Origin of the sequence: Streptomyces sp. NBC_00212, from assembly GCF_045206365.1 — a bacterium.
GTDB lineage: Bacteria > Actinomycetota > Actinomycetes > Streptomycetales > Streptomycetaceae > Streptomyces.
The window spans coordinates 852,439-875,672 of the sequence record NZ_CP108115.1; the positions used below are offsets into that span (position 1 = coordinate 852,439).

At 71.1% G+C, this 23,234-nt stretch carries 19 protein-coding genes, 4 pseudogenes and 1 riboswitch; of the genes and pseudogenes, 11 read left to right on the forward strand and 12 right to left on the reverse strand.

All coding sequences use genetic code 11. From position 1 onward, the window contains the following. The first annotated feature begins 291 nt into the window (after positions 1–291). Both OHA17_RS03990 and OHA17_RS03995 read left to right on the forward strand, forming a co-directional pair. Entirely contained in the window at positions 292–1,140 is an 849-nt protein-coding gene (locus OHA17_RS03990; protein WP_406504080.1) for a metallophosphoesterase, read from the forward strand. After that, positions 1,137–1,853 (forward strand): 4'-phosphopantetheinyl transferase, encoded by a 717-nt coding sequence (locus tag OHA17_RS03995; RefSeq protein WP_406504082.1) that lies wholly within the window; start codon positions 1,137–1,139, stop codon positions 1,851–1,853. Before OHA17_RS03990 ends, OHA17_RS03995 begins: the two co-directional genes overlap by 4 nt. A gap of 84 nt (positions 1,854–1,937) precedes the next feature. Here OHA17_RS03995 and OHA17_RS04000 read toward each other — a convergent pair. After that, a pseudogene (locus OHA17_RS04000) lies at positions 1,938–2,060 on the reverse strand (VOC family protein); the annotation flags it as partial. Here OHA17_RS04000 and OHA17_RS04005 point away from each other — a divergent pair. After that, positions 2,059–2,202 (forward strand): annotated as a pseudogene (locus OHA17_RS04005) (cytochrome P450); the annotation flags it as partial. The pseudogenes OHA17_RS04000 and OHA17_RS04005 overlap by 2 nt on opposite strands. A 647-nt stretch (positions 2,203–2,849) precedes the next feature. On the opposite strand, the gene OHA17_RS04010 reads toward OHA17_RS04005, so the two are convergent. From OHA17_RS04010 to OHA17_RS04035, 6 genes and pseudogenes are all read right to left on the reverse strand, one after another. Continuing rightward, entirely contained in the window at positions 2,850–3,278 is a 429-nt protein-coding gene (locus OHA17_RS04010; protein ID WP_406504084.1) for a TlpA family protein disulfide reductase, read from the reverse strand. 7 nt (positions 3,279–3,285) lie between these two features. After that, complete coding sequence (locus tag OHA17_RS04015; RefSeq protein ID WP_406504086.1) at positions 3,286–3,735, reverse strand: DUF4395 domain-containing protein; 450 nt, start codon at positions 3,733–3,735, stop codon at positions 3,286–3,288. A 449-nt stretch (positions 3,736–4,184) separates the two neighbouring features. Beyond that, positions 4,185–4,475, reverse strand: a pseudogene (locus OHA17_RS04020) (LLM class flavin-dependent oxidoreductase); the annotation flags it as partial. Positions 4,476–4,736: 261 nt separating this feature from the next. Beyond that, complete coding sequence (locus OHA17_RS04025; protein ID WP_406504088.1) at positions 4,737–6,110, reverse strand: NtaA/DmoA family FMN-dependent monooxygenase; 1,374 nt, start codon at positions 6,108–6,110, stop codon at positions 4,737–4,739. A 21-nt stretch (positions 6,111–6,131) separates the two neighbouring features. Further along, complete coding sequence (locus tag OHA17_RS04030) at positions 6,132–7,343, reverse strand: LLM class flavin-dependent oxidoreductase (protein WP_406504090.1); 1,212 nt, start codon at positions 7,341–7,343, stop codon at positions 6,132–6,134. Positions 7,344–7,414: 71 nt separating this feature from the next. Beyond that, entirely contained in the window at positions 7,415–7,795 is a 381-nt protein-coding gene (locus tag OHA17_RS04035) for a putative leader peptide (protein ID WP_406504092.1), read from the reverse strand. A 306-nt stretch (positions 7,796–8,101) separates the two neighbouring features. Continuing rightward, a riboswitch (SAM riboswitch) is annotated at positions 8,102–8,245 on the forward strand. Positions 8,246–8,495: 250 nt separating this feature from the next. Between OHA17_RS04035 and OHA17_RS04040 the strand changes: the two genes are divergently transcribed. Together OHA17_RS04040 and OHA17_RS04045 are read left to right on the forward strand one after the other, a co-directional pair. Further along, on the forward strand, positions 8,496–9,278 hold the full coding sequence (locus OHA17_RS04040) for a glutathione S-transferase family protein (protein WP_406504094.1): 783 nt from the start codon (positions 8,496–8,498) through the stop codon (positions 9,276–9,278). A gap of 75 nt (positions 9,279–9,353) precedes the next feature. Further along, the gene (locus tag OHA17_RS04045) at positions 9,354–9,707 is read left to right on the forward strand and encodes a hypothetical protein (protein ID WP_406504096.1); all 354 of its coding nucleotides are present in this window, start codon (positions 9,354–9,356) and stop codon (positions 9,705–9,707) included. Positions 9,708–10,519: 812 nt separating this feature from the next. On the opposite strand, the gene OHA17_RS04050 is transcribed toward OHA17_RS04045, so the two are convergent. Then, the gene (locus OHA17_RS04050) at positions 10,520–11,485 is read right to left on the reverse strand and encodes a pirin family protein (RefSeq protein WP_406504098.1); all 966 of its coding nucleotides are present in this window, start codon (positions 11,483–11,485) and stop codon (positions 10,520–10,522) included. 362 nt (positions 11,486–11,847) lie between these two features. Between OHA17_RS04050 and OHA17_RS04055 the strand changes: the two genes are divergently transcribed. From OHA17_RS04055 to OHA17_RS04070, 4 genes are read left to right on the forward strand one after another with little or no spacing between them, the layout of a single operon-like run. Further along, positions 11,848–13,173 (forward strand): MGDG synthase family glycosyltransferase, encoded by a 1,326-nt coding sequence (locus OHA17_RS04055; RefSeq protein WP_406504100.1) that lies wholly within the window; start codon positions 11,848–11,850, stop codon positions 13,171–13,173. Next, complete coding sequence (locus OHA17_RS04060; protein WP_406504102.1) at positions 13,170–13,919, forward strand: polysaccharide deacetylase family protein; 750 nt, start codon at positions 13,170–13,172, stop codon at positions 13,917–13,919. Before OHA17_RS04055 ends, OHA17_RS04060 begins: the two co-directional genes overlap by 4 nt. A 58-nt stretch (positions 13,920–13,977) precedes the next feature. After that, positions 13,978–14,361, forward strand: a complete 384-nt coding sequence (locus tag OHA17_RS04065; RefSeq protein WP_406504104.1) for a BlaI/MecI/CopY family transcriptional regulator — start codon at positions 13,978–13,980, stop codon at positions 14,359–14,361. 3 nt (positions 14,362–14,364) lie between these two features. Then, positions 14,365–15,309: a M56 family metallopeptidase gene (locus OHA17_RS04070; protein WP_406504106.1), complete on the forward strand. Its 945-nt coding sequence runs from the start codon at positions 14,365–14,367 to the stop codon at positions 15,307–15,309. A gap of 3 nt (positions 15,310–15,312) precedes the next feature. On the opposite strand, the gene efeB is transcribed toward OHA17_RS04070, so the two are convergent. Beyond that, entirely contained in the window at positions 15,313–16,584 is a 1,272-nt protein-coding gene (gene efeB, locus OHA17_RS04075) for an iron uptake transporter deferrochelatase/peroxidase subunit (RefSeq protein WP_406504108.1), read from the reverse strand. Between the two features lie 44 nt (positions 16,585–16,628). Then, the gene (efeU, locus tag OHA17_RS04080; RefSeq protein ID WP_406504110.1) at positions 16,629–18,707 is read right to left on the reverse strand and encodes an iron uptake transporter permease EfeU; all 2,079 of its coding nucleotides are present in this window, start codon (positions 18,705–18,707) and stop codon (positions 16,629–16,631) included. Positions 18,708–19,051: 344 nt separating this feature from the next. On the opposite strand from efeU, the gene OHA17_RS04085 reads away from it, so the two are divergent. Both OHA17_RS04085 and OHA17_RS04090 read left to right on the forward strand, forming a co-directional pair. Then, positions 19,052–19,879, forward strand: coding sequence for a hypothetical protein (locus tag OHA17_RS04085; RefSeq protein ID WP_406504112.1), 828 nt, complete (start codon positions 19,052–19,054; stop codon positions 19,877–19,879). Between the two features lie 158 nt (positions 19,880–20,037). Continuing rightward, the gene (locus OHA17_RS04090; protein ID WP_406504114.1) at positions 20,038–21,084 is read left to right on the forward strand and encodes a M4 family metallopeptidase; all 1,047 of its coding nucleotides are present in this window, start codon (positions 20,038–20,040) and stop codon (positions 21,082–21,084) included. Positions 21,085–21,106: 22 nt separating this feature from the next. On the opposite strand, the pseudogene OHA17_RS04095 reads toward OHA17_RS04090, so the two are convergent. Then, a pseudogene (locus OHA17_RS04095) lies at positions 21,107–21,604 on the reverse strand (MgtC/SapB family protein); the annotation flags it as partial. A gap of 226 nt (positions 21,605–21,830) precedes the next feature. Then, on the reverse strand, positions 21,831–23,087 hold the full coding sequence (locus OHA17_RS04100; RefSeq protein WP_406504116.1) for a phosphodiester glycosidase family protein: 1,257 nt from the start codon (positions 23,085–23,087) through the stop codon (positions 21,831–21,833). Between the last annotated feature and the right edge of the window lie 147 nt (positions 23,088–23,234).

Sequence of the window (23,234 nt, forward strand, 5' to 3'; positions counted from 1 at the left end):
GTCGGCGTGCTGGCCGGCTCCGTCCACCTGGCGGCCCGCGTGCCGCCGGCCAACAGGGGTGTCCTTTCGTGCTGTTGAGGCTGCCGCGTCCCCACGGCGGGGCGACCGGCGCACTCACACTCCACCAACTGCAGCTGATTCCGGGCACGTTGGCGTTGCCGACGCCCGGCGCGGCACCGACGGCGAACTCCTGCGCGTACCAGGCTTCTACGCCCGGCTCCACGCCTCCCACTCCCCCGCCACCGCCGCCGTCGAAGCGGCGGCAGGCTGATCAACGAGAGAGAGGGCACCGTGCCTGATGGAAACCTCCTGGCCGTCAGCGATCTGCATGTCGTCCACGCCGAGAACCGCACGCTGGTCGACTCGCTGCGGCCCGCTTCGGACGGCGACTGGCTGATCGTCGCGGGCGACATCGGCGAGAAGTTCGACGACGTCGCCTGGGCGCTGCGCCTGCTGGCGGGCCGGTTCGCCAAGGTGATCTGGACACCGGGCAACCACGAGCTGTGGACCCATCCCCAGGACCCTTGCACGCTGCGCGGCGAGGCCCGCTACGGGCACCTCGTCGCGCTCTGCCGCGACCTGGGCATCGCCACGCCGGAACTCCGGATGGCGCAGCACCTGCGTCGGCCTACGGACCAGGGGCCAGTGGTTGACCAGGACGGTCCGCAGCGTGGGGTCGAGCATCGTCAGACGCCGCTCGCTCTCCGCGACGCGCTGCCGGCACCATGCCGCGCGGCTGGGGTATGGGTCGGGGTGGAGGAAGTACTCGTCGGAGCAGACGATGCCCGCGTCGTGCGCGATGCGAAGCGACTCGGCCGTCGTGGTGGCACCGGGCGCGCGGAACGAGTAGTCGTAGAGGGTGAAGAGCGGGGCCACCGCCACCGGTCCGTCGGCGCTCTGCCAGATCGGGTAGGGATCCTCGCCCAGTGGTGCGGGACCGAACTGACCGCGGACTGGCACCTGCGCTTCCGCGCCGCGGCCGTCATCTACGGCCATCTGCACATCCCGCGCGTGACCCACTACGACGGGGTGTGCTTCAAAGAGGTCTCGGTCGGCTACCCGCGCGAGTGGCGGGTGCGGCCGCCGCGGATTCCCCTGCGCCGGGTGCTGCCGGCGCCGGTTGCCGGAGGCGTGCGGTGATCGAGGCGATCCTTCCCCGCACGGTCGTCACCGAGGCGGCGTACGACGACGAGGCGCGCCCCGGCGACCACTTTTTCAACGAGGAGCGGGAAAAGGTTGCGCAGGCGGTGGAGTCGCGGCAGCGGGAGTTCGCCACTGTGCGGTATCTGGCCCGCCGTGCGCTGGGACGGCTCGGCCGTCCCGCGGCGCCGATCCTGCCGAACCGACGCGGCGCTCCTCAGTGGCCGGACGGCATCGTCGGCAGCATGACGCATTGCGCGGGCTACCGGGCCGCCGCGGTCTCCCCCGCCGAGCTCACGGCTTCCGTAAGCATCGACGCCGAGCCGAACGGGCCACTCCCGGACGGTGTCCTGGAGGTGGTGACACTGCCGTCGGAGCGGGCGGCGATTGCGTCCCTGACGGAGCGTCGGCCGGACGTGCACTGGGACCGGTTGTTCTTCAGCGCGAAGGAGAGCGTCTTCAAGGCGTGGTACCCGCTGACGGCCCACGGACTCGACTTCTCCGAGGCGGAGATCGACGTGGACCCGCGCGACGGAACCTTCTCGGCCCGGCTGCTCGTGCCGGGGCCGCTCATCGACGGCCATCGCGTGCCGGTCTTCCCGGGCCGCTGGCACCAGGCTCGCGGTCTGCTCGCGACGGCCGTCCATCTGGCGAGGGAAAGCGAGCTCGACGACGTCCCCCGAGCACGCCGTGGCCTGGTCGCACCGTATTGACGTCACACTCAGGGGTCGTGGCGGCGATGCCCCCAGGCCGCAGGCCCAGGATCTGCCGGACCGGACGTCCCGATTTAAGGTCTGCTGCTCGCTGATGTCGACCATCCAGGTGATGCCGAACTTGTCCGTGCACATGCCGAAGGCGTCGGCCCACATCTGCTTCTCCAGCGGGACGGACACGCTGCCGCCGTCGGAAAGCTTGTCCCAGGTCGCCACCGGCGCGCTCACCCAACGCGCGCTCGCCACCATGGGCCGCACGCTCATGACGGCTGGGCACGAGACAACCGCGAACATGATCGCGCTCGGCACGCTCGCCCTACTCGAACACCCCGAGCAGCTTCGGGCTGTCGTCGTGCCCTTGGGGGATCCTCATGCCGCATCACCGTCTTGTGGCCACGACCGCTCTCGCCGTGGCAGCCCTGACCACCGCGTGCTCCGGCGGGACGCCGTCCCCGGACGCCAGCCGCCCGGCCTGAGAGGACGTTCCGCTTAAAGAAGCGATAATTCATGGTTTGTGCCAGGATATGGGTGTTTGCCTCAGGCACCCCACTGCCATGGTCACTATCCGTGACACGGCAGGATCGAGCTGACGCTACCCGGCCTCAAGCGGCAAGGATCCCGGACCAGTCACAGACCAGATTCAGTCGCGCGGTCACCCAAGATCCACGCAAAGACCAGATCCTGCGGTCGACACAGAGGTCTCCACCCGCTCGGCGGGCAAGAGCAGACGTCGCTCCAGGAAGCTCATGGTGCAACTCTGATCGCAGAGCAGCGCAAGCCGGTCAGCAGCCTCGTCATCGCGAGGTAGGCGGGGGCGGCTTCGAGTATCAGATCGCCCACGGCGTACGCGGCCGCCGCAGGTCGTCGACCACCCGCCGGACTTCGGCAACCAGCGGATCCGCCTCCGGAGCGGCCGACCCGGCGGCCGGCTCGCCCGTTCGTTGCAGACGAGAGGCCACACGACAGCCGCGGAATCCCGGGAAACGACATGGTCTCTCAATCCGCTATGGCCAGCTCCACCGCCGAAACCACGTCTGCTCTGGTCGGTGCCCCGGAGGCGCGGCACACAACGCGACCGGAGCGGTCGAGGACGAGCACGGTGGGCGTACGCATCACATCGACACGGCGGACCAGATCCAGCCGCGCCTCGGCGTCGATCTCCACATGGAGCACGCCGGGCGTCTGGGCGGCCACGCCGACCAGCAGGCGCCGGGTGCCGGGGCAGATTGCGCACAGGGTCGTCGAGAACTGCACCAGCGTCGCCCGCTCGCCGAGCGCCGCGCCCAGCTCACCGGAGGACAACCGCAGCGCGTCGCCCCGGCCTCCCGCGCGCAGCCTGCCGCCGCGGCGGCCACGAACCAGCCCGAAGACGGTCGCCGCCACCAGCACGACGGCGGCCACGATCAGCCCGGTGGCATCGCTCACGGCCGCCTCACCCGTGGCTCAGCCGGGCTCGGCCGCGGACGGCGAGCAGATAGAGCTCGCAGCCCAGGCAGTAGCCGAAGACGGCGTTCAGAAAGGCCGCCGCGAGCGCCGCCGCGCTCGCGGCGATACCGAGCCAGGTGGCGCCGGACAGGTATCCCGCCGCCCCGACAGCCGCGAAGCCCAGGCCGACCGCCTGCGCGAACCGCGGCGGCCGCTCGTCCTCAAGCCCCTGCGGCGGCCCGAGACGGGGACGCACGAGCCGACGGTAGAGCCAGCCGTACGGGGACCAGCGCAGTCCCAGAACCGCACCGAGGGCGAAGACGACAGCCTGGGCCGCGAGCAACACGCCGTTGCCGGTGGCCAGGACGACAAGCAGAACAAGGGTCGTGAGCAGCGCGGCGAAGCGCGGCCCACGTGGGTCGAGTCGGACGGGTACACGGGGGGTGCGGTCATGCATGGTGAACTCCGGGACGATACGAACGGATTCTGGCGAATCGAGCGCGCGGTCAGCGACACGCGGCCGACCACACCCGACCGAAGTCGATGTGAGCCCTGATGACCAGGAACGTCGCGGAGAACATGCCGTCATTGCAGCAGCCACCCCCACCGCGGTCAATCACCGCTCACCTGCCGGACACGCGCCCCGGCCACCCGGCAACGGCCGGCCCCGATCGCTCCCGCACCGCCGGCAGCCACCGCGATCCAGACCAACAGGCCCCGCACACACGGTGGTTGCCAGCCATCCCTCACGAACCACTCCGCCCGGCCCGGCCTCTGCGTGCCATGCCGCCCTCACCCCGGGGGGGCAACCAGCCCCCTGCCGGGGTTAGGGAACGCAGGTTTCCTCCCGCGTCAACGAGAAGCACGCCCGGGCGGAACCCCTCGCTGTTGAGGCAGGCGGTGACCTGCCCGCCGTGCGGCTCGCGTTCGAAACCTGGGGGCGGCTCGCGCAGGCCCGTTCCAACGCCGTGCTGCTAGTCCGTAACCGGTGGCGAGTTCGCGGGCGGCCGCCTCGTCCTCGGCGACGACGACATCGGCCGACACGCTGACGTAGGGCGCCTCCAGTACGTCGGACGGCTGGAACGCGGCGCGATACCCCTCGGCCGCCTCCAGCACCGTTCCCGGGCTGACGTGGCAGTTCGCCGCGAAACGAAGGCCGTTGCGGCCCGCGACGTCGGCGCTCTCCGCGCCGCTGCTGCATGGAGTTGCGCAGCGCCGCGGTGGCCGTGGAGCCGGACGATATCGGGACCAGGTCGAGGATCCCGAGGGGGATGTCGGACATGTGCGGAGGCTCCTCAGCGGTCGGCGGGTACGGCTACGGGATGCGGCGCGGGCGCCACGGAAACCGGGCCGCGGAGGAACAGCGCATCGTGAAGGGACGACGCCCGCGCCATGTGGACTCGTCTGCGTCCGTCACCGGGTCCGGGGCGCCGGCGATGGGGGCGATGGGCGGGAGTTTCATGACGCCCACCGTGTGTCGTGCCGGTCGCCGGGGTGGGCCAGGCCGAGATGGTCGCGCAGTGTGGTGCCCTCGTACTCCGTGCGGTACACGCCCTGCTCCTGGAGCAGCGGAACGACCTGGTCGGCGAAGGAGTCCAGACCGCCCGGGGTGATGTGCGGGACGAGGATGAAGCCGTCACTGGCATCCGCCTGCACGAAGTCGTTGATCGTCCGCGCCACGGTGGCGGGTGAGCCGACGAAGGTCTGCCGGTTGCCTGTCTCGATGACCAGGTCACGGATCGACCACTTGTTGGCCGCGGCGAGCTCGCGCCATTCGCGGGCCGTCGCCAACGGATCACGGTACATGCGGACTTGGGCGCGGCCCCGGGCGACGGTGTGCTCACCGAGGTCGGGATCGATGTCCGGGATCGGGCCCTCCGGGTCGTACGCGGACAGGTCCCGGTTCCACACGAATTCCAGGTGCTTGATCGCGGTGGCCCCGCTCACCTGCTGGCGGCGTACCTCGCGGGCGAGCTCCTCGGCCTGGGCGTCTGTGTCACCGAGTACGAAACTCGCGGCGGGAAGGATCAGCAGCTGGTCACGGTTGCGGCCGTGCCGGGCCAGGCGCCCCTTGACGTCGGCGTAGAAGGCCTGACCCTCGTTCAGCGTCGCGTACCGGCTGAAAATGGCGTCGGCGCTCGATGCGGCGAACTCGCGGCCCTCCTCGGAGTCCCCCGCCTGGAAGATCACCGGGCGGCCCTGCGGGGAGCGCGGCACGTTGAACTGGCCCTGAATGTCGAAGTGTTGACCCGTATGGACGAAGGAACCCGCCTTGGCGTCGCTCAGGAACGTGCCGGTGGACCGGTCGGCGAGTATCTCGTCGCCTCGCCAGGAGTCGAAGAGCTCGTGCGCGGTCTCCAGAAATTCCTTGGCCCGCGAGTAGCGCTCCTCCTGTGGCAGGAAGCCGCCGCGCCGGAAGTTCTCTCCGGTGAAGGCGTCCCAGGACGTGACCACGTTCCAGGCCGAGCGGCCGCCGGAGAGGTGGTCGAGGCTGGCGAACTGGCGGGCCACCTCGTAGGGCTCGTTGAAGGTGGAGTTGATCGTGCCGGTCAGACCGAGGCGGTCGGTGACGGCGGCCAGCGCGGCGAGAATGGTGAACGTGTCGGGGCGGCCCACTACGTCCAAGTCGTAGATCTCGCCGCCCTGTTCGCGCAGGCGCAGCCCTTCGGCGAGGAACAGGAAGTCGAACTTGGCGCGTTCCGCGGTGCGCGCGAAATGCGCGAACGAAGAGAACTCGATGTGGCTGCCGGCCGCCGGATCGCTCCACACGGTCGTGTTGTTGACACCGGGGAAGTGGGCGGCCAGATGGATCTGCTTCAGGGGCTTGCTCATGTCGTACGGTCTCCGTCCGGCTCAGGCGGTGATGGCGGCGTAGCGGTTGGCGGGACGGGCGAGCCCCAGCAGCCCGCGCAGGGTCTCGGCCTCGTAGGCGCTGCGGAAGACACCGCGGCGCTGGAGCTCGGGGACCAGGCCGCGGGTGATCGCGGGGAGGTCGTGGCCGACGACGGCCGGGCGCAGCCGGAAACCGGACAGTCCTGCCTCCTGCAACTCCTGGAGCAAATCGGCGAGTTGGGACGGTGTGCCGGTGAAGATGTGCGCGTCGCTTGTGTATGGCTGCCCCGCGAGGGCGTCCAGTCGCTCCCGGCGGGCGGCGGCCTCTGTGGGGGCCTCGTCGAGGAAGACCACCAGGTCGCCGAAGATGTGCACGGTGTCGTCCGTGCGTCCCGCCGCCGCCTGCTCGGCGCGGATCTCCGCCACGATCGCGCGCGCCTGGTCGGTGTCGTGCGGGGTGACGTACCCGATGTCGGCGGCCCTGGCCACCAGCCGGTACGGGACGGTCGCGTGGGCGAGCGCGCTGACGACCGGCTGCCCCTGCGGCGGGCGCGGGGTGATCGAGGGGCCCTTCACTTTGAAGTGCTCGCCCTCGAAGTCGATGTAGTGCAGTTTCTCGCGGTCGATGAAACGCCCGGTCGCCACGTCCCGGATCTCGGCGTCGTCCTCCCAGCTGTCCCAGAGCCTGCGCACTACCTCGACGTAGTCGGCCGCCTCGTCGAAGTGCGGGCGCACCGCGACCTGCCCGGCAGGGGTGTTGTAGCCTCCGGCAGGCAGCGGCGGGACGGTCCGGCGCCCGAAGTGCGCGGCCTCGTTGGGGCGCGCGTCGATCTGCACGCGTACGCCCGCGCGGCCCGCACTGACGTAGTCGAGCGTGGCGATCGCCTTCGAGATGTGGAACGGCTCGGTGTGCGTGGTCACCACGGTCGGCACCACTCCGATGTGCCGGGTCCGTGGCGCGATGCGGGCGGCGATGAGGACGGCGTCCAGGCGGCCGCGCACCTGGTCGGTACGGTCGTCGGGCTCGGTGAGCAGCGACGACTGCAATCCGAGACCGTCCTCGATGGTCACGAGGTCGAGCAGTCCGTGTTCGGCTTCCACGACGAGGTCGGCCCAGTACCCGGCGGTGAGCAGATCGCGGGGGCGGGCCACCGGCTCCCGCCAGGACGCCGGATGCCAGCCGGTGCCGTCGAGAGCGACAGCGAGGTGCAAAGGAGAGGGTGATGAGGTCACGGCAGTGACGCCTTCCTGAAGATCCGTACGAGAAAGCCCGCCCCGTGCGAGGGCGTGGCCGCGAGGGAACGTCAGGGGCGACAGAGCGCGCCGGCGACGCGCAGCAGGTCGATGTGATGCCGGGAGTACAAGTACAGACGGCGGGGCGGCACCGGCTTCGCGACACGGCGAGGGGACAACGCGAGCACCCAGCTCACCGCCCCTCCCGCCCGGTGTGCCCGGGATCCTTGCCGACGCGGCGCGGACGGCTCCCCGGCGGGGGGCCGCGCGCTCTTCAGCAAGTCCAACACCACAACTACTCCTTTCCTTCCCGGAGTTCGACCCCTTGTTTCGTCATGGCCGACGAGGTCTCTGCACGGGCTCGGCGCAAGCCTGCGGTGACGCGCGTGGGGGCCGTGAGCCGGGGGACTGTCGAGCGCAGGGGGTCGCAGCGACAGCGGTGGGCGCACCACAGGCCCAGGGAACTGTCAGCCTCGGCAGAGGGCGCTACTCATGGCCGTACACAGCGCGCTGCTGACACGCAGCAGGTCGACGGCCCGGTCCGTACACAGGAGGATGCGGCCGTGGTGCCGCCGAGCGGCCGTCCCGTCAGCTGCGCGCATCACTGTCACCGTCACTTCTCCGGGCCCGGGGGCCGCACGTCGTTCGCGGAACGTAGCCAGGCGCCGAGGGGAATGTCAACGCACCGGACCACCAGATGAGACCGCTCGCCCAGGCTTCTTGACGGCGCAACGAAGCCCGCTCAGACTGGCGTCGACGGTCACGATTGTCAGCGCCCACACCGCGGTTTGCCCGCTTCAGTGGTCATCGGCCCCGGCCCGCTGACAGGCAACCCTTCCGCCGCGACGGGGTGCCCCGGGTGACGACCGGGTTCCGTCGGCACGGCGGGGCAAGCGTGGTCTCGCGTCTCGCGAGCCCCGGGAGTGAGGCGGGTGGACATGCCCAGGAGCGGCTTGACCAGGCGCCTGCACATCGATCTCCAGCGCATCTCCAGCGCTTACTGATCCGCGTTTGATCTGCGTTTGATCTGCGATCGACCGGGTCTGATTCCGCACGATCCGGACGGTCGCCTGTCAGCGCAGCCGCCCCCGCATCCCATCCGGCCGCTCATGCCCGCAAAGCCGTAGTGGCATCTCATTCCCAGGGAGAGTCATGCCCGAGACAGTTTCCCGCAGTTCCCGCACAGCCGCCTCCACCGGCTGCCAGCCGCCGGCGCCCGCTCCGGGTCCGCGATCCAGGACGATCACGGCACCCCCTCAGCCCCGTCGTTTCCGCAGCCGGATCGGCGTCGGCGCGGCCAGCGGCTTCTATCCCGCGCCCCGGCGCTACGACCTGTTTCTGTGCGCGAGTTGTCCCCGCTCGCTGCGCATCTCGATCACCCTCGACCTGCTCGGCCTGCGCCAGTCGGTCGCCACGACGCTCCTGACCTCCCTTGCCGCGACCCCCGACGGCTACGCCGAACTGCACCGCGCGTACGAGACCACGGTCCACCACTTCGACGGACCCCTGGCGGCGCCCGCGCTGCGCGACCGCTGGAGCGGACGGATCGTCAGCAACCACACCCCCGACATCCTCCGCGACCTGGCGGGCTCCCTCGCCGGTGAGGAAGGCGCCCAGCACGCGCCTCTCCGGCCGCCGCGCCTCGTCGCGGACATCGAAGCCCTCAGCACCCTGCTGGACCGGGACGTCACTCCGGCCGCGCGACCCTCGGCGCGACAGGCGGCACTGGCCCTGCTGGACCGCGGCCTCGCCCGCCACCCCTACGCACTGGGAACGGAGTTGACTGCCGCGGACGTGGACGTGTGGGTGGCGCTCGTCCGCCTCGACCGGGACGAGCTGAGGTGTGCATCCCCTCGGCTCGGGGACTACGTGCGACGGCTCGGCGACCGTCCCGCTTTCCGGAGCGCGATCAAGACGATGTACGACGCGGCATAGAGCCCACGCGGACCGCCCGGGTCACCGCGTCGAGAGCGCACCTCGGCCTCGCCGCTCCACGACCAGTACTCGGCGGTGCCCTTGTACGGGCAGATGCACCTCGCCCAGATCTTCTCGACCCGGCACGACCTCGACATCTACCGGCTCTGCCTCGACGTCCACACTCGGCTTCGCGACTTCCTCACCCAGTACGCCGAAGACCGCCCACTGCTCGGGGAAACCCTAGAAAACTGGCTCTACCCGCTGGCGTCCATGTCGGCCTACACCCTGACCCGGCTACGCCAGCCGTCCCCTCGCGATCTGCTCAACATCGACCTGGGCCACCTCAACGAGCCGCTCATGACCCGCATGACCGGAACCTTGGAGCAGAACTTCAAGACCGCCCTGCGCCACAGCAAAGCCGACGGCGTCGACCGCATCGAAAGGTGATCCGCACCGGCCGGCGTGTAGGAGCGAGGGGAAAGCCCCTGCTCGCGGACACCACAGCAAGATCCGGACCATATACGGACCAACTCTGCTCCGCAGCGCGAGCTCCCACTCGTTTCCGCAGGCCAGAAGCAGGTCAGGCCGTATACCACCAGCAGACGAACAACCTGTTGAGCGCCTCACATGCGGCTGGGCACGCCTCTCTGACACCACAAGTTCTCACAGGACCCTGCCAAACCTTCACGGCCAGACCGCCTGACAAACGAGGACACAACGCGCCTGAACCCCATGCCAGTTCTACCCGTAGATGCCTAGACGAACTGACGCTCCGACAACAGCGCGCGCCACAGGAAGGACTTACAAGTTCTGGCGCCGCGCGGCGGCATCGGCAGTGCCGCAGCGTACCGACCGGTGCGACCAAGCCACGGAGTCACGCTCCGCTCGGGTTGTCGAGTACCTACAACGACCACTCGGCGACATGCCCGGCTACGACTCCCGGGGCCCGCTGCAACCCCTTGGCAGCCTCAGCCAACCCAGGGGTCAGTAATAGGGCAAGCGTGTTCTCATCGCGAGCGATCCCTAGACACGCTGGACGTGCAGCGACAGGCCTCGGTGTCGACATGACACACCGTCAGAAAGGTCAGCATTGGGTCAACATTAGGTTTACTGAACCCTCCCGCACAAGGTCACACACTGGACGGCAGATCCCCTCCCGCGCACCGGAAGACCGTGGTTCCGCACAACGTCGATCGGTCACCTCCAGGGCCGAGTTCTACGCTTCCCCGCAGGTCAGGCCGATCGCGCAAAAACGCAGATCAGCGCACCCGACCCCGCGCTTTCAGGGGCACTGCCGGCAGCTCCGGCGCCGGGATCGGCCCCCCGTCGTACCCCTTCACCTCACCGAAGCGCGACCCCGTCATCCAGTCCGAACGGGCCTGCTGGATGTCCTCGTTGGAGCGGCCGATGAAGTTCCACCACATCACGATCTCCTCCTCGAACGGCTCGCCGCCCAGCAGCATCACGGCCGCGTCGGAGGCGGCTCGGAGGGGGAGTTCGGTGCGGCCGCAGCCCAGGTAGAGCATGGAGCCGGGGAGGACCGGTACGTCGTCCACGTGGCCCTCGCCCGACATGGCGAGGACGGCGTACTCGAAGTCGGGGTTCAGGGGAAGTCGCGTTTCGGCGCCGGCCGCGAGGGCCAGATCCGCGCCGACAATCGGGGTGTACGTGCTGCCCGGTGACGCAGCGCCGTCGAGTTCGCCCAGGATGACCGTCGCGTCGATGCCCGGTGCGGTGGCGTGCGGCAGGTCGGCGTGGTGCTGGAAGTGCGGCTCGACGTGGCGGTGGGCATCGGGCAGGGCGACCCACAGCTGGGCTCCGTGCAGGAAGCGGCTGTGCGACTTGGGAGTTTCCTCCGAGTGGCTGATGGCCCGGCCCGAGGTCATCAGGCCGAGCTCCCGGGGGCGTACGGTCTGCAGGCTGCCGAGGCTGTCGCGGTGCAGCACCTCGCCCTGGTGCAGCCAGCTCACGGTCTGCAGGCCCATGTGGGGGTGGGGCGCCACCTGCATGCCGGGTTCGTCGGCGATGTCGTCGGGGCCGTAGTGGTCGACGAACGCCCAGGCGCCGACCATCCGGCGGCCGAGGTTCGGCAGCAGCCTGCGCACCTCGGTGGACTCGCCGAGTTGCACGGTGCGGGGCGAGAGAAGCTCGCGCACCGGCTCGGCCACGACGAAGCCGCGTCCGCCGCAGACGGAAAGCGCGGGCTGGCGATCGAGATTGCTCATGCGGTCAACCTATTCCCTCGCGGGGCACGGAGCCCCAGGATCCTGGCACAACCCTGCCAGGTCCCGCCGATGGCCCGCAGCTCTTCGTGTTTCGGCAGGTCAGCCGGGCGTCGAGAAGGAGCCGTTGGCGCCTCGTGGCCGACAAGCCCGCCCTGTCCCCGACAAGCCCGGCCAACCCCGCCCCGCCCCACTCGCGAGACGTCCGCCGTACGCCGTTCACCCCGCGCTCTCCTCATGCCTCACCACCCGCTCCCCAATGTTCTACATCGTGTAGTAGGTTCTTATGGCAGCCCCCGCCCGGCCCGCTGTCGCGGCGCCGCGGGAGGCGGAGTTCCGCATGCTCTTCAGGAGGCTGACCGGCCGTGCCCCGTCGCGACATCCCGGATGACGTCCGGTCCAAGTCCACCCACTCGCCTCACGGCAGCCCCGCCGGTGGCCGGATCACCATCGTCTCCGCGAGTGTGGGCGCGGGGCACGACGGTGCCGCCGACGCGCTCGCCCTGCGTTTGGAGGCGGCCGGGTTCGAGGTGGACCGGCACGACTTCCTGGATCTGCTGCCGTTCCGGCTCGGCCGGGGCCTGTCCGAGGCATACCACCGGCTGCTGACCAGTGCACCGTCCGGCTACCAGCGGATCTACGCGGCCACCGAACGCTCGGGCTCCCCCGGCCCCGCGATCCGCGCCCTGCTGCGCAGCGCCGAGAGACGTACGCTCCGGACGATCCGGCCACAGACGCGGGCGGTCGTGTCGACCTATCCGCTCGCCGGCCAGGTACTCGGCGCGCTGCGGCGCGGCGGGCGCCTCGCCGTCCCCGCTTTCACCTACCTCACCGACTTCTCCGTGCACCCCCTGTGGGTCGCCCCGGGCATCGACGCGCACCTCGCCGCGCATCCGGTACCAGCGGCGCAGGCGGCCGCGCTCGGCGCGGCCGGTGTGAGGGTGACCGGGCCGGTGACCGGGCCCCGTTTCACCGCGGCCGACGAGGCCGAACGCCGGGTTGCCCGGGACCGGTTCGGGCTCCCCCACGATGCCGCGCTCGCCCTCCTGGTGGCGGGGTCCTGGGGCGTCGGGCCGGTGCGGCAGTCCGCCGCGGAGATACGGGACAGTGCGGCTGCCGAGCCGGTCGTCGTGTGCGGGCGCAACGCGGCGCTGGCCGAGCAGTTGCGTGCGGACGGCTTCCGGTACGTCCACGAGTGGGTCGGGGACATGCCGCTGCTGATGCGTGCCTGCGACGTCCTCGTCCAGAACGCGGGTGGCCTCACCTCGCTCGAAGCGTTCGCCAGCGGGCTGCCCGTGGCCAGTTACCGGTGCATACCGGGACATGGGCAGACCAATGCGGCCGCCCTCGACGAGGCGGGTCTTGCCGCCTGGATACAGCAGCCGGAAGCCCTCACCTCCGTACTCTCCGATCTCGTCAAAGGGCCGCTCGGGGAGCGCCAGCGTGCGGCCGGGCTCGCTCTTTTCGCGACGGCGCCCGGTCCCGCTGACGTCATCGCCGACGCGGCTCTCCCCCGCGCGAACCCGACGGTGAAACCCCAACTCGCTTGGCACAGAGGGAAGTTGGCTGCTTCTGCCCTGACCGTCACCCTCTCGCTCGGAATCGGCGCGCCGCTCGCCCATGCCTATGAGAACGATCGCGGGCGGCTGCCTCACCTCGCCCACAGCTTCTTCGAAAGGTGCGAGATGTGAGCTCACGTACCACCAGGGCCGCGCTGATCGTGGCCGCCGGGGCGCTGCCCGCGCTCGCCGTCGCACACGCCGCGCCGGCCGTGTCCACCCTCGGCCCGCTGCGCAACCGCACCATGCCCCGGCTCGCCGGCCTCGGCCACCCCGACCACATCGCGCTGACCTTCGACGACGGACCCGATCACCTGTCGACCCCGCACTTCCTCCGCCTCCTCGAACGGGAGGGCGTGCGGGCGACGTTCTTCCTGCTCGGCTCGATGCTCGCCCGCTCGCCGGGTCTCGCCAAGGAGATGGCCGCGGCCGGGCACGAGATCGGCGTACACGGCTGGGCGCACCGCCCGCTGATCCTTCGCGGCCCGCGCGCCACCCATGACGACCTGGCGCGCGCCCGCGACCTGGTCGGCGAGGTCACCGGCGAGCGTCCCCGCCTCTTCCGGCCGCCGTACGGGGTGATGAGCACGGGTGCCCATCTCGCCTGCCGGGACCTCGGTCTCACGCCCGTGCTGTGGACGGCCTGGGGCGAGGACTGGCGCCGCCGGGCCACACCGGGCTCGGTGCACGACACGGTGATGGGCTCGCTGCGCGGCGGCGGCACGGTGCTGCTCCACGACTCCGACTGCACCTCCGCCACGGGCTCGTGGCGCACCACCCTGGCCGCGCTGCCCGCGCTCCTCGACACCTGGCGGGCCCGGGGCTGGCGGACCGGCCCGCTGCGCGACCACGGCTGCGACCGGCTCTACGCCACGTAGTAGCTTGGGCTCCACCCGGTGGCCACCGGGATCAGCGCGGCAACAAAGGGGTACGAACGTGGCGAACGACGGCGCCGGGACGGCCGGGCGGCGGGCGCCCGGTGAGCTGGAGAACGAGGTGCTCGCCGCGCTCTGGGCGGCCGGCGAACCAGCGGCGGCCGGCACGGTCCGCGAGCACGTCGCCGGTGATCCGGCGTACACGACCGTCCTGACCATTCTGTCCCGGCTGTACGAGAAGGGCCTGGTCACCCGGGAGCGGGCCGGCCGCGGCTACTTGTACTCCCCGGTACGGGACGAGGCCGGGCATGCCGCGGCCGGCATGCGGGCGCTCCTGGAGAAAGGCGGCGACCGGGCCGCGGTGCTCGCCCGGTTCGTGTCCGAACTCGGCACCGAGGACGAAGAGATCCTGGAGCAGTTGCTGCGCGGGCACAAGGAGGGCTGAGCGGTGCGCGTCGCCCTCTTCACTCCCCTCGCGGTCAGCGCGGTGCTCGCGCTCGCGGCGCCCTGGGCCGGCGGCCGGCTGCCGCCGCGCATGGCCGCCTGGCTTTTGACGCTGGCCTCGCTGGTCGCGGCGGTCGGCGCGGCGACCGCGCTCGGCATGATGGCCTTCACGCTCATCGCGCAGATCCCGGCCGTGGCCGCGGAGGGCGAATGGTCGCCCGGTCTGGTGGCCGCGCACACCCCGGTCAACTGGCTGGTGGCCGCGGTCTGCACCTTGGCCGTCGTCGGCTGTGCGGGTGCCCTCGCGGTCAGCGCCTGGCGGCAGGGCGCGGTCTGGCTGGCTGCCCGACGGGAGTGCGACGCGCTCCCAACCGGCAGTGATTTGGCGGTGGTTGACGATCCGGTACCGCATGCGTTCGCGCTGCCGGGTTCGCCCGGGCGGGTGGTCATCTCGTCCGGGATGCTGCGGGCCCTGTCCGCCGACGAACGCTCCGCGCTGCTCGCCCACGAGCGGGCCCATCTGCGCCACCGCCACCATCTGTTCCTGCTGGTGCTGCGTCTGGCGGCGGCGCTCAATCCGATGCTGCGGCCGGTGGCGCGGGCCGGGGGTTTCGCGGTGGAGCGCTGGGCGGACGAGGAGGCCGGGACGCTGGTCGGCGACCGGTCGCTGGTGGCGCGGGCGGTGGCCCGGGCAGCCCTCGCGGCCAAGCGGGCCCCGCGACGCTCGCTGGCCGCGACCGGCGGCCCGCTCCCGCAGCGCGTACGGGCGCTGCTCGCTCCGCCGCCGCCCCTGCGCCGCGATCTGGTCGTGGCACACGCGCTGCTGATGGTGATCTGCTGTTCCAGCCTGGCGCTGTCCGCCGACGACATGGACCAGCTCTTCGACACGGCCTCGCCCGGCCACGCGTACGCGGCCGGGCGTCTCCATCATCACCACCACGAGGGCTGAGCCTCAGGTCGCGAGCAGCCCCCGCCCCAGCCAGTCCGAGGAGTCCTTCACGCCCGGCAGCGCGAAGAAGTAGCCGCCGCCGGTCGGGGAGATGTAGTCGACGAGCGGCTCGTCGATGAGGCGTTCCTGGGTCGCCTCGAACTGCCGCTTGACGTCCTGCTGGTAGCTGCAGAAGACCAGGCCCATGTCGAGGTTGCCGACGTTGTCGATGCCCCGGTCGTAGTTGTAACCCCGGCGCAGGATGCGGGTGTTGTCGGTCTGGGGGGTCCTGGGGTTGGCGAGGCGGATGTGCGCGTCCATCGGGATCGCGTTGCCCTGCGGGTCCTTGGCGTAGTTGGGGCTGTCGGTCTCGACCGCGCCGTCCAGCGGGGCGCCGGTGTCCTTGCGGCGGCCGAACATCTTCTCCTGCTCGGTGAGCGAGACCCGGTCCCAGAACTCGACGAGCATGCGGATCACGCGGATGACCTGGTAGCTGCCGCCGACCGCCCAGGACGGCTCGCCCAGCGTGTCGCCGACCCAGATCAGCCGGTCGGTCTCGCGCGCGGACTTCACGTCCGGGTTGACGATGCCGTCCTTGAAGCCGAGCAGGTTGCGCTGGGCCCCGGTGGGGCGCGGCGCGTTCTGGAAGCCGTCGATGCGCCACTTGATCTGCATGGCGCCGCGGGTGTGCCGGGCGATGTCGCGCAGCGCGTGCAGGACCACGTCCTGGCGGGCGCCGCAGATCTGGAGCGAGAGGTCGCCGTGGCATTCGGCGGCCTTCAGGTTGTCGTTGGGGAAGGTCCGCATGGGCGTGAGACGGACCGGCTTGGCCTTGGCGAGTCCGTACCGGTCGTCGAAGAGCGAGGCGCCGACGCCGACCGTGACGGTCAGCGCGTCGGCGGGGACCTCCGGGCCGAGGATGCCGTTGTCGGACGGCGGGGCGCCGACGCCGAGGTCGGCGGGGGCGCCGCCCGCGGTCAGGAAGCGGGCCCGTTCGGTGATGGTGCGCAGCAGGTCGGCGAGGTCGCCCCGGCTGTCGGCGATGACGTCGAGGGAGGCGAAGGTGGCGGCCGCGGGCTGCGGCGTGACGATGCCGGCCTGGTGGGCGCCGTGGAAGGGCACCTTCCCCGAGTCGGCGGTGCCGGCCGCGTGTGCCTCGCCGGTACCGGCCTGGCTCAGCGCGAATCCCCCGCCGGCCAGGACGGCACCGGCCGCGCCCGCGCCCAGGGCCGTCTTGACGAACGAGCGCCGTCCGGCGGGGCAGCCGCCTTGCGGGGCAGGGGTTTCGGCGGGCATGTCGGGGTTCCCTTCGGGGCGTGCGGCAGGTCGTTCGGCGGGCATCAGGCGGACTTCCGGATCTCCAGGAGGTCCGGCACCGGGGCCAGGTCCTCAAGGAGCTGGCCGGTCGCGCCGTTCAGGCGGGCGCGGCCGGCGGCGTCCAGCTTGTCGACGGGCGTCCAGCTCTGGTCGTGGTGGGCCGAGTCGAGCAGTTTCTGTACGCGGTCGATGTCGGCGTCGACCCTGGGGAGCAGCTGAGCGTCCCGGGAGGCGAGCAGGGGGCGCAGCACGCCGAGGAGTTCGCGCGTTCCGGCGAGGTTGGCGTCGGCGGTGGCGAGCGTGGTTCCGCTGCCCTGGTCGGCGTCGCCGGTCAGCTCGAACTGGAGGGTGTTCTCCAGGATCTCGTGGGTGCGCAGCGGCAGGTCCGCCGGGTCGAAGTCCTGGGTGGGGAACGCCTTTTGGAGGCCCGTCACATCGTCGGCGAGGCGGGCGGCGGGCGCGGCGAGGTCGCTCGCCGACTGGCCGTGCCACAGGCCGTACTCGACCCGGTGGAAGCCCGTGAAGTCCTTGTCGTTCACCCCGTCCGGGAGTCCGGCCGTGCGCCCGTTGATCTTCTTGTCGAAGTCCTGGAAGGTGCCGTAGGCCGCGCCGAGCGAGGCGTACGTACGGTGCGCGGTGAGCCAGTCGGTGCGCGCGGTGTCGAGGTTGCCGCCCGCTATGTCGTCGCTGAGCTGGCTGGTCTGGGCGACCAGGGTGGCCAGGCCCTGGTTCACGTACTGCTTGTACGAGGTGAGGGGCGCGGCCAGGTCGGCCTCGGAGACCGGCACGACCGCCTTGCCCGCGGCGCCGCCACTGACGCGTACGGAGGCGGAGGTGACGGCCTTGCCGCCGGTGGGCACGCAGCGCCAGGCGTAGGAGCCGCCCGCGACGGTGGCGACCAGGTCGCGGGTGGTGCCGGGGGCCAGACCCTCGATCTCGCCGTACACCGCGTTGCTCGCGGGGTCGATGAGGTAGACCTCGGAGGCCTTGTCGCCGGTGTTGTGCATCTGGAAGGTCTGGCGGCCGGGCTTCGGCGCGGTGAAGCCCTTGCCGCAGTCCTTCTCGGACACGGCCACGGTCTGCGCGTCGGCCGGCTTGGAACCGCCGAGGGCGACGACCGCACCCGCGACGACCGCGGGGACGGCGACCACGGCGACCGGGATCACCCAGGCGGGGCGGCGGGACGCGGCCGCCCCGGGCTCGGCGGGCTTGCCGTCAGCGGCCGGTTCGGCGGACTCGGCCGACCCTGCCGATTTGGCAGGCTCCACGGGCTTGGCGGACTTCACCGCGACCGTCCGCACGCCCCGTACGAACAGGGTCATCACCACGGCGAGATAGCCGGCATAGGCGACGACCTGGAGCCACGTCATCGTCGGCGTCAGGTTGAACACGCCCTGGACGAGGGTGCTGTACCAGGAGCCCGGGTCGATGCTCTGACTCAGATCCACGGCGTACGCGGACTTGCCGGGCAGCACCCCGCCTTCCTGGAGGTCGCGCAGGCCGTAGCCGAGCACTCCGGCGGCTATGACGATGAGGACGGCGCCGGTGGCGGTGAAGAACTTCGTGAGGTTGATCTTCAGGACCCGGCGGTACAGGCCCCAGCAGAGCCCGGTGGCGATGACGATGCCGATGCCGGCGCCGATCATCGGGCCCGTGGACTCGCCGGCCGCGCGGGCCGTGGTCCACAGGAACAGGGCGGTCTCCAGGCCCTCGCGGCCCACCGCGAGGAACGAGGTGGCGACGAGCATGCCGGCGCCCATGGCGAGCGCCCCGGTGACCTTCTCCTTGATCTCGCCGGAGAGGCTGCGCGCGGAGCGGCGCATCCAGAACACCATCGCCGTGACGAACGCGACGGCGATCACGCTGAGCGTGCCGCCGAACGCCTCCTGGGCGGTTCCGGACATGCTGGCGGCGGTGAAGGTGAGCACCGCGCCGAAGCTCATCGCCAGGGCTACCGCCGCGAGCACTCCCGTCCACACCTGCGGCAGGCGGGACTTGGCCCCGGCGCGCACGAGCGTGGCGACCAGGATCGAGACGATCAGCCCTGCCTCAAGCCCCTCCCTCAATCCGATCAAGAAGCTTGGAAACGCGTCGTCCCACATGCCGTTCTCCCCAGCCCTGCAAAGGCGTGCCTCGCCTCAGTTAGCGAAGGCATACCTTAATCAAAGAGCCTGTGAGCCGTCTACACGGGTGTAGTCAAGGGGTCCCCAAGGCGCGAGGAGGCCCAGGTGGCCGACCGATCCGGACCTCCCGCTTCCATACCGTCGCACACGCCCCGCAAGCGGCGGACGACCCCTCCCCGCCGATCCCACAGGTCAATCGTCTACAGTCCCGTAGACATTCACTTGGCGGCAATCACCGCCAGGTCGGACTCATTGGCTCAACCATGCCTGAATCAGGGGCAGTTGGGGCTGGGCGCGGCCGCGCCGGGAGGGCAGGAACGACCATGGGGCAGCCGAGCAGCGAGGCGACGACGAGGCCCGTACCGGAGGAACACCCCCACTGGGCGACATCCCCGACCGGCTCCGGCCTGAGCAAGGTCCCCGCCGTCACGGCCGTCTTCTGGATCGTCAAGGTGCTGACGACCGGCATGGGCGAGACCGCCTCGGACTACCTGGGGCGCACACTGGGGCCCGTTCCCGCCGGAGCCCTCGGGCTCACGGGTCTGGTGGTCGCACTGGTGGCACAGTTCCGGAGCGACCGATACCGGCCCTGGACGTACTGGTCGGCGATCGTCATGGTCAGCGTGTTCGGCACGATGGCCGCCGACGTCGTCCACGTCGTGGCCGGCATCCCCTACACGGTCTCCGCGACGGCCTTCACCCTGGCGCTCGCCGCCGTTCTGACCGCCTGGTACGTCAGTGAGCGGACGCTGTCGATCCACAGCATCCGCACCCGCCGCCGCGAGGTCTTCTACTGGGCCACCGTGCTCGCCACCTTCGCCCTGGGCACCGCGGTCGGCGACCTCACGGCGGGCACGCTGAAGCTCGGGTACCTCGCGTCGGGCCTCCTCTTCACCGCCCTGATCGCCGTGCCCGCCCTGTCCGGCCGCTATCTCGGCCTCAACGCGGTGGCCGCGTTCTGGTGGGCGTACGTCCTGACCAGGCCTCTCGGTGCGTCCTTCGCCGACTGGATGGGCGTCCCGACCACCCGGGCGGGCCTGGGCTGGGGCACGGGCCCGGTGACCCTGGCCCTGGTCATCCCGATCGCAGCCCTGGTCGGCTATCTGGCAGCGACCCACAAGGACACCCCGCAGGACGATCCGACCCCCTGACCGAGCCGACCGAGCACCCGGCCACGCGAGCGCCCCACCCGGCGGAGCCGGTAACACGGCCCCGCCCCATAGACCAGAGGCACCCGCCGGACGGCACATTCCAGCCAACTCGACTGCGCCGGGTGACAGTTCAATCACTCCGTGCCACATTGCTGCCCATGAACAAACCCGCCATCTGCCACGTCGTACCTCCCCACGTCCTCGACCGGCTCGCCCAGGCCGAGGACCCCGCCGTGTACGGGCCCGCGCGCCGCACCCTGGAGCACGACGCCCAGCTGCGTACCCAGCGCCGGATCACCACCGTTCGCGGCGCCGCCGCACCCACCGGCACCCCGTCCGACAAGCCCGAGCGCACCATCTACGACGCCGGGCACCAGGAGACGCTGCCCGGCACGAAGGTGCACGTCGAGAGCGACCAGCCCTCGGCCGACGCCACCGTCAACCGGGCGCACGCCGGCCTCGGTGCCACGTTCGAGTTGTATCTGAAGGCGTACGGGCGCCACTCCATCGACGACTCCGGACTGCCGCTGATCGCGAGCGTGCACTACGGCGACAAGTACGACAACGCCTTCTGGAACGGCGAGCAGATGGTGTTCGGCGACGGCGACGGGGAGCTCTTCCTCGACTTCACGCTGCCGGTCGACGTCATCGGCCACGAACTGACCCACGGGGTCACGCAGTACACCGCGAACCTGGACTACTTCGGCCAGTCGGGCGCGCTCAACGAATCCGTCTCCGACGTGTTCGGCTCGCTCATCAAGCAGTACGCCCTGAGCCAGAGCGCCGACCAGGCGGACTGGCTGATCGGCGCCGGGCTGCTCGGCCCGCGCATCCACGGCGAGGCGCTGCGCTCGATGAAGGCCCCCGGCACGGCGTACGACGACCCGCAGCTCGGCAAGGACCCGCAGCCGGCCACCATGGACGACTACGTGCGCACGAGCCGCGACAACGGCGGGGTGCACATCAACTCGGGCATCCCCAACCACGCCTTCTACCTGCTGGCCACGGCGTTGGGCGGCAACGCCTGGGAGCGGGCCGGGAAGATCTGGTACGCCACGCTCACCGGCGGCGAGCTCGGCGCGAACGCCCAGTTCGCCGACTTCGCGCGGCTGACCGCGGCGTCCGCGCGCAGCCTGTTCGGCGACGGCGACGAGATTCAGGCGGTGCTCAAGGCCTGGTCCCAGGTCGGCGTGCCGGCAACCTGACGGACGGCCTGTCGGCGACCGGCCGGTCGCACGGAATCGTCGCGCGCACCTCGTCGCGTACGTCCTCGACCTCGGAGGTTTCGGGGTCGTGCCGGGGCGCGGGCGCGCGGTCGATCAGCCGCCCGGCCGGTCGCAGCAGCAGGTGTACGGCGAGCACGGTGGCGGTGCCGAGCAGCGCGAGGTCGATCCGGCCCGAGGCGGCGAGCACCCCGAGTGCGGCCGAACACCACAGCGTGGCCGCGGTGTTGAGGCCGTGCACGGAGGCTCCGTCGCGCAGGATGACGCCGCCGCCGAGGAACCCGATGCCGGAGACGACGTAGGAGGCGACCCGGGTGGGGCTGCTCTCGTCGCCGACCGCCTCGCTGTAGAGGACGAACAGGGTGGCCCCGGCGACGACGAGGGCGTTGGTGCGCAGCCCCGCGGTGCGGGCGCGCCATTGGCGCTCGATGCCTATCAGGGCGCCGCAGCCGACGCCGACGGCGAGCCGCAGAGCGAAGTCGAAGGTGGTGAGGGTGGACATGGGAGCTCCTCTCACCCGGCCGGGATCCGGCCGGACGCACCGGCCCCGCGGCGCGCCGAGGAAGGCGCTACCGCGGGCCGGAGGGGTGTGGGGACAGGGGGTCGCGCGGCCGATGCCGGCCCGCACTGCTGCGACTTCGCTCCATGCCCTCACCCCCTTCCCGTGCTCCTCGTGGCTACCGGACGACCGTACGCCTATTTGCACATCCGCGCAAATAGCGCCCCGGTCACTTCGCGTATACGGCGACGAAGTCCCTGGTCGCCTGGTTGTAGTACCGCTCCGGCGGGTTCTCGAAGTCGAGGATGTTGGTGGGCTTCGGGTCGGCCGGGTTCTGTGTGGGGTCGTAGCTCATGAAGGAGGGCCAGGCGCGGTTCATGTCGAGCGGCATCGCGCGCACCGCGCCCGCCTGATGCATGAGTTCGGCCAGCGTGCGGGCGGTGAGGGCCTGGCCGACGACCATGATGACGTCACCCTGCGCGGTCACCCCGACCCCCGAGCGCTCGACGAACATCCGGCTCTGGTCGGTGGCGCCCCACTTGGAGTCGATGTCGATCTCCGGCACGACCCTGCCGTTGTCGACCATGAGCTCCAGGCACTGCCGCACGCCGACCACGTCGCGCGTCATCCGCATGTCGCGGCCCCACTTGCCGATCCCGATCGAGCCGTCCTTGTAGAAGACCTCCGACGCCGCGCCGTCGCGCAGGTCCCCCGCCGTCTCGCCCTTGAGGTAGAAGCCGCCGCGCGAGCCGCCGTCGGTGACCTTGAAGCCGCCGTTCCAGGTGGCGAGGAGACCGGTGCGCTTGCCCTCCGGAATGTTGGGCGGCACGGAGAAGGCGCCGCCCGGCTCGCGCACTCCGGGGTGCAGTTCGAAGCGCGCCTTCTTGCCGCTGATCCAGGCGACGGCCGCCTGGTAGGAGGTGTGGTCGCTGTCGGGCCGTACGTAGGTGCCCTGCACCACGGGTTCGCCGTGCGCCGTGCTCAGCACCCGCCACACGCCCTCGCCCGGCAGGGCCGGGGTGACCAGCGGCGGCATCGAGGCACGCAGCGGCACTTCCTGATGGTGGACCGGCACCGCCGGGGCCGTCGCCTTCATGCGGGCCAGCGCCTCGCTCGGCAGGGACCCGCCGACCTGGGGCGGGTCGAGTTCGTACTGCAGGTTCTCCAGCTTGTCGACGACCGCGCCCAGCTCGTGCTCGCGGGCCCAGCCGGCCAGGCGGGCCGCCGTGCTGTCGTCGCCGGGGTAGGTCAGCGCCTCCCCCACCGAGTAGCCGACCGCGCCGACGCACAGCAGGCCCACCGCGAGTGCGCCGCGCGTGGCGAGCTTGCGGCGTTTGAGCGGATGTGACGTCAGGGCACCCCGGGGCCTCCCCGGCCCCCGGCGTCGTCGGCCGGCCGCTGCCGCGCCGGGGGGAGCCGCCGCGTCCGGTCCGTTCCCCTCGCCCTGAACGCCGCTGCCCTCCGGCCGTCCCGCCCTGTGCGCCATGTCGCCCTCATCTCGGCCTTCTCGGGACCTCGCGGCCCCATCGCACGGAGGTATCGCTCCTCCGCGGGCGGCAGCCGTGAGCGGTCTGCCATGCCGATTCACAACCTAAGCGGGCTTATCTCACATATCGACCGGGGTCAGGCGACC